Source organism: Antarcticirhabdus aurantiaca, from assembly GCF_009765365.1.
Taxonomy (GTDB): domain Bacteria; phylum Pseudomonadota; class Alphaproteobacteria; order Rhizobiales; family Rhizobiaceae; genus Antarcticirhabdus; species Antarcticirhabdus aurantiaca.
Map to the genome: position 1 here is coordinate 1 of NZ_VTOM01000046.1, position 6,506 is coordinate 6,506.

A 6,506-nucleotide genomic window follows, 5' to 3' on the forward strand; every position below is an offset into this window, starting at 1 on the left:
AGAAGGGCGCACTTACGAGTTGCTACGCAACTCAGCGCGCCGCCAGCTTGGAGGCTGGCGGGAGAAGTGGAAACGGTATCGGGGAGCACGGCTTGGCGATCTACCATTTCAGCATGAAGCCGGTTTCGCGGGCGAAGGGCCGCAGCGCCGTTGCGTCGATCGCCTATCGTTCCGGCGAGAAGCTGACCAACGAGCGCGACGGGATCACGCACGACTACACGGCAAAGCAGGGCGTGGAACATGCGGAGATCGTCTTGCCGGAAGGCGTGAACGCCGATTGGGCGCGGGATCGGTCGGACTTGTGGAACGCCGCCGAGTTTGCCGAGAAGAGGAAAGACGCCCGCGTGGCGCGGGAGTTCGAGGTTGCCTTGCCGCATGAGCTTTCGGCCGAACAGCGGCTAGAGGCGGCGCGGGAGATGGCGCAAGAGCTGGCCGACCGCTACGGCGCGGCCGTGGACTTCGCCATTCATGCGCCGCACGAGGCGAGCGACGTTCGCAATCACCATGCCCACATTCTTATGACCACGCGGCAGGTGACGGAGAACGGGCTAGGCGAAAAGACCTATCTAGAGCGCGAAAACAAATGGCTTCTGGCGAACGACCTGCCGACGACCGACATGCAGCTTCGTGACCTTCGCCAGAGGTGGGAGGGGATCGCCAACGAGCGCCTTGCGATGGCCGGGCTTGATATTCGGATCGACCATCGTTCGCACATGGAGCGCGGGCTAGAGATTGCGCCGACCGAGCATGTGGGCGTCCATGCCTCGCAGATGGAGCGGCGCGGCCTCGACGTGTCGCGGTCGCGGCTGGACGAGGATGCGGCCCGGCGCAATGCCGAGCTGATCCGGGAGAAGCCCGAGCAGGTTCTAACCCTCATCACCGGCGAAAAGAGCGTGTTCGATCGCCACGACGTTGCGCGGGCGCTGCATCGCTACATCAACGACGACCCGCAGGAGTTCCAGAGCGCGTTTGCGAAGGTGATGGCCTCGCCGGCGCTGGTCGAGTTGCAGCCCGAGCGCGCCCACGTAGTGGGGGACCCGGCAGCAACGGGCGAGATCGAGCTTGCCCGCTATTCGACCCGCGAAATGGTCGAGCTCGAATCCGGCATGATCGAGAGCGCGCAGCGGATGCACGGCGCGCATGGTCATGGCGTCGATCGCCGGCATGTCGAGCGCGCCATAGAGCGGCAGGACGCCGCCATTCAGCGCAGCGCCGGCGATGCTTCCGCCCGGCTGTCCGACGAGCAGCGCCGGGCGATCGAGCATATCACCGGCCCGGAGAGGATCGCGGCCGTTGTCGGTTATGCCGGCGCTGGCAAGTCCACCATGCTCGCGGCCTCGCGCGAGGCGTGGGAGGCCGAGGGCTATCAGGTCCACGGCGCGGCCCTGTCGGGCAAGGCGGCCGAGGGCTTGGAGGAAAGTTCCGGCATCCAGAGCCGCACCCTCGCGTCATGGTCCCGCGGTTGGGAGAACGACCGCGGCACGATCGGCCGCGGCGACGTCTTCGTGATCGACGAGGCGGGCATGGTCGGCTCGCGCCAGCTCGCCCGCTTCGTTGGCGAGGCCGAGGCGCGCGGGGCGAAGATCGTGCTTGTAGGCGATCACGAGCAGCTACAGGCGATCGGGGCCGGCGCACCGTTCCGGGCGATCACGGAGGAAATCGGCCATGCCGAGCTTTCCGAGATTCGCCGGCAGCGGGTGGACTGGCAGCGGGAGGCGTCGGTTGACTTCGCCACGCACCGGACGGCCGAGGGGCTGGCGGCCTATCGCGACCATGGCGCTATCAGTTTTGCCGAGAACGGCGAGGACGCGCGCGGCCAGATCGTGCGCGATTACCTTGCCGACCGCGACGAGCGGCCGGAAGGAACCCGCGTAGCGATGGCGCATCGCCGGGCCGATGTTCGGGCCATCAACGACGCGATCCGGGGCGAGCTACAGGACCGGGGCGAGCTGGCGCAGGGCGAGGACGCCGGCGCGCTGACCTTCCAGACCAATGACGGAAAGCGGGAGTTCGCCCCCGGCGACCGCATCGTGTTCTTGGAGAACAACCGCGACCTTGGCGTGAAAAACGGGATGCTAGGCACCGTCGAGCATGTCGAGGCCGGCCGGATCGTCGCGCAGCTCGACGGCCGGGGCGGCGATAGCGTTTCCGTGCCGATGGGCGACTATCAGGCGATCGACCACGGCTATGCGACGACGATTCACAAAAATCAGGGCGCAACCGTGGACCGCGCCTATGTGATGGCGTCGGGGACGATGGACCGGCATCTAACCTATGTCGCCATGACCCGGCATCGTGACGGGGTGCAGCTCTACGCGGCACAGGACGAGTTCACCAATGCCGGCCGGCTGGTCGAGCATGGGGCCGCGCCCTATGAGCATGACCCGCAGAAATCCGACAGCTATTTCGTGACGCTGGAAACTGACCAAGGGCAGCAGCGCACCCTATGGGGCGTCGATCTTGAGCGCGCCATGAAGGAGGCCGCGCCGGAGATCGGGGAGAAGATCGGCCTACAGCATGAGGGTTCCACCCCCGTCACCTTGCCCGATGGGACGCAGACGCACCGGAACACATGGAAGGTTCAGGACGCCGGCGAGCTGGCCTATAGCCAGCTAGAACGCCGCCTGTCCCGGTCGGGCGTGAAGGAAACGACGCTCGACTATACCCGCGACTTTGCCGAGCGGCGCGGGATCGCGGAGCAAATGGGCGTCCGCAGCGAGATCGAGATTCCGGCCGAGCGCGCCGGGCTACGTGCGGAACGGGAGTCGACGGCCGGGGATCATGCCCTTGATCGGAGATCCTCGCAAAAAGTCCGCGCGGATCTCGCGCAGGATCTTCGTGCAGATCCTCGCGAGGATCTCGCCGCCGATCGACAGCAGCGCCAACGGCCATTCGAGGGCCTGAAACTCGGGCGCGGCGCGGCGACCGAGAGCCGCGAGCCAGACCGCGCCGGCGAGGACGGCTCGCAGATCGACCAGAAACGGCCGCAACAGGCCGAGAAGCAGCGGCGCGGTATGTTCGCCGGCCTCAAGCTCAATGCGCGTCCTGCACCCTCACAGGAGCGCACAGAGCGGCCGGAAAGAGAGGGGAGCTTGCGGCAGGCGCCGGCGCCTGACCGGTTGGCCGAGCGGGCGCGGCGGCAGTCGCCGCTTGAGCAGGCTGTTGACCGCTATGCGCGGGCCTATCAGTCGGTCGCGGAGCATCGGCGCGAGGGTTTGCCGGTCCTCGACATGCAGCGGCAGGAAATGCGCGATGCCGGCCAGCAGCTCGACCAGGTGCAGGGCGGCATGAAAGATTTGCTGCGCTCGACGTTGCAAAACGACCCGGCGACGGCACGCGCCATGACCGAGCTTTCCGGCCGGGAGCGTGTCGCGCATGTCATCGACGGAATGAAGCGCGAAAACGCCGCGCTGCAAGACCCGAATATCAGGGCCGAGCGGTTCGTTGAACGCTGGCAGGAGCTACAGGGCCAGCGCCGGGAGCTTCGCGGCTGGCAGCACGACGACGCCCGCGCCAAGGTCGAAAGCCAGATGAACGGTATGACCAAGAGCCTTGAGCGTGACCCGCAGGTAGATTCCATCCTGCGCAATCGCCGGCAGGAACTCGGAATCGGGCAGCAGCAGCGCCGGGGGCAGAGCATCGCCCACGAGCTGCAAGAGGAAATGTCACGCAGCCGGCAGATTAGCCGGGGCATCGGTTTGGGAAGGTAGGCACGGAGCATATGGCGGAGCTGGACGACGACAGGGAAGGAATCGAGCCGGAAGCACTGGACGAGGACGCCGGCGACCCGGCCGCCGCGTTCGATGCGCTCCGGCGCACGATCGAGACGCAGGGCGCGCAGATCGGCGCGGAAATGACCGTGATGCGGCGCGGGCTGGAAGCGGCTTTCGACCAGCTCGAAAAGATCGAGCCGGCGCAGGACTACAAGCCCCAGCTCGCCCAGCTTGTGCAGGCGCTCGACACTGTTGCGGAGCGGCTGCACGGCGTAGAGCAGTCGCCTATTCTCCGGCAGGGTGCGCAGCATTATGCGGCCGCCCTCGAGCGCAGCGGCGAGGCCCTGATACGCACCGCCGTGCAGCAGCTCGAGCGGCAGGCGTCCGACCTCGAGCGCGCCGGCCGGAACCTCGCCGGGCATGTCGCCGGCGCGCGGGAGCGCGACCGGCAAAATTGGTGGCTTGTCGCCGCTTTCGCTATCGGCCTGCTCGCCGGCGCGCTGGTGATGTTGTTCCTTCCGCGCCTGTTGCCGTTCTCGGCCGCGCCGCGTGTCGCCAGCGTTGTCATGGGGGAAACGCCGTGGCAGGCCGGCATGAGTCTCATGGCATTTGATAGTCCGGTATCATGGCAGCGCGTGGCGGCGGCCGACCAGCTCATTGCGGCGAACAGGGAGACGGTGACAGCATGTTGGGAGGCGGCAGCGAAAGCTGGCACGGATCAGCGTTGCACCATCACCGTGGCGGCACCTCAGTAACCTTGGCTCTAGTTGAGGCTGAACCAGAGGCGATTTTAGCCGGGTTCTTCGGCGGAATGATTTGTAGCGCCAGCAGAAAAGCAGCGCCGAAGCTGATCCATACATCTGCCAGATTGAACACGAAGAAATGCCAATCCCCAAAATGTAGGTTCAGGAAGTCGGTGACAGAGCCGCGTGCGCCTCGGTCGATCAGGTTTGCCAGAGCGCCCGCCACGACCAAGGAGAGGGCTACCCGGTGCCAACCTTGCGACCGATAGGCCCAGACGGTGATGGCAAGCGTCAGCAATCCTGTAACGACCACTAAGGCTGCTTGGCCTGTATCGCCCTCGAAAGCGAGCAGACTAAACGACACGCCTTTGTTGAAGGTCAGGTGTAGCGATACGAAGGGCAAGAAGTCGAAGGCAGGGCCATAGGGTTCGAGACTCGCCCGCGCCCATGCCTTCGTTGCAAGATCGAGCGCCGTACCTGTGGCGACTATCAATGCAGCAGTGCCAATCCTCATGAGCGGCCGGCCTGTGCGAGGTCTTGCCGCGCATCCCGGATGATCGACCATGCCGATTGCAAGAACAGGGCCGCCACGACAAAGGCCATCAGCAAATCCGGCCACGGATTGTTGAGCCACCAGACGAGGGCAGCAGCGGCGACCACGGCCAGATTGCCGATGGCGTCGTTGCGAGAGAACAGCCAGACGGCTCGCATGTTGGCATCGCCCTTACGGTGCGGAATCAGCACCACGGCAGCCAGAACATTGACGAAGAAGGCGACAATGGCGAAGCCGCTCATGAGTAGGGTTTGCGGCTCATGTTCGACGAAGACACGGTAGGCCGTGGAGCCGATCACGCCAAAGCCGAGCAGGGCCAAAAAGATGCCTTGAAGCAAGGCCGCTTTAGCGCGGGCCGCAAGACCCCAGCCCACAGCAATCAGGCCGAGGAAGGAAATCAGACCATCCCCGATGAAGTCGAGAGCATCAGCCTGCAGCGCTTGCGAGCCCGACAGGATCGAGCCGCCAATCTGGATGATGCCATATCCGGCATTAAGCAGCACGACGATCCAGAGCGCCCGCTTATAGGCAGGGCTCACATGCGACAGGTCGGGAATATGATAGTCGTCGTCACCGTTCGCGTTCGCAGCTTTCGGTTCGCCTACCCGGTCGAGCTGATAGCCGAGGTTTGTTACAGCGGATTCCAAGGCGGGAAGTCGCCGCGCCGGATCATCGACTTCGAGCGTCATAATCTGCGAGGCGATCGACACCTTCACATCGTTGATGCCTTCGACTTTACGAGCTGCGCCTTCAATCTTGGCCGCGCAGGATGAGCAGTCCATGCCGGTAACTTGGTAGCGGATTATGTCGGTTGCGGCGGCGGCCATGTGTCGATCCTCGAAATTCTAATCCTGCCGTGCTACATCCTGTAGTCACTACAGGAGCAAGGAAAAAATGCAGATAGGCGACTTATCGCGACAGTCGGGTGTGAACATCGAAACGATCCGCTACTATGAGCGCATCGGGGTTCTGCCGAAGCCTGCCCGTCAGTCGAATGGCCGGCGCACCTATAGTCCCGCCGACGCAGAGCGCTTAGACTTCATCCGCCATGCTCGCGATCTTGGTTTTGATCTGCCGAGTGTTCGAGTGTTGTTGGCTTTACAGGAAAAACCCGAGGTATCGTGTGACGACGCGAGCAGGATTGCGCAGGATCAGCTTGAGGCAGTTGAAAGCCGGATTGCCCGATTACTCAGCTTGCGGGACGAACTGCGTCGGATGGTCAGTGAATGCGGCCGGGGTCGTGTTGCTGAATGCCGCGTGATTGAGGCTTTGTCCTCGCCTGCGACCAGTTCAGATGGCCAGCTACAACACCTGCTTACCTCACCCCGATAGCTGTCGCATAATTTCTGAAACCTGCATCACGTCCGCAGCGGCCCGGAATCCGGGCTGCGACGTGTCGCGAAAGTCTGTCGCGAAACATCGACTTTCGCACCTGACTTTTGCGACAGATTTTTCCCTGCAAAATCAGCGCCGGCGATTTTGTCGCAAAACTTAGGA

General features: G+C 64.1%; 5 protein-coding genes. 3 read left to right on the forward strand and 2 right to left on the reverse strand.

The annotated features are described in order from the left end of the window. Positions 1 to 92: 92 nt before the first annotated feature. Positions 93 to 3,710: a Ti-type conjugative transfer relaxase TraA gene (gene traA / locus FZN60_RS28315; protein WP_158877734.1), complete on the forward strand. Its 3,618-nt coding sequence runs from the start codon at positions 93 to 95 to the stop codon at positions 3,708 to 3,710. Between the two features lie 11 nt (positions 3,711 to 3,721). Continuing rightward, positions 3,722 to 4,468, forward strand: coding sequence for a DUF6118 family protein (locus FZN60_RS28320; RefSeq protein ID WP_158877736.1), 747 nt, complete (start codon positions 3,722 to 3,724; stop codon positions 4,466 to 4,468). On the opposite strand, the gene lspA is transcribed toward FZN60_RS28320, so the two are convergent. Continuing rightward, entirely contained in the window at positions 4,446 to 4,970 is a 525-nt protein-coding gene (lspA, locus tag FZN60_RS28325; protein ID WP_158877738.1) for a signal peptidase II, read from the reverse strand. The two genes, FZN60_RS28320 and lspA, sit on opposite strands and share 23 nt — an antisense overlap. Beyond that, entirely contained in the window at positions 4,967 to 5,836 is an 870-nt protein-coding gene (locus FZN60_RS28330; protein ID WP_246727339.1) for a cation efflux transmembrane domain-containing protein, read from the reverse strand. Before FZN60_RS28330 ends, lspA begins: the two co-directional genes overlap by 4 nt. A gap of 67 nt (positions 5,837 to 5,903) precedes the next feature. Here FZN60_RS28330 and FZN60_RS28335 point away from each other — a divergent pair, with 67 nt between their 5' ends. After that, the gene (locus tag FZN60_RS28335) at positions 5,904 to 6,341 is read left to right on the forward strand and encodes a MerR family transcriptional regulator (protein ID WP_158877740.1); all 438 of its coding nucleotides are present in this window, start codon (positions 5,904 to 5,906) and stop codon (positions 6,339 to 6,341) included. Positions 6,342 to 6,506: the final 165 nt, after the last annotated feature.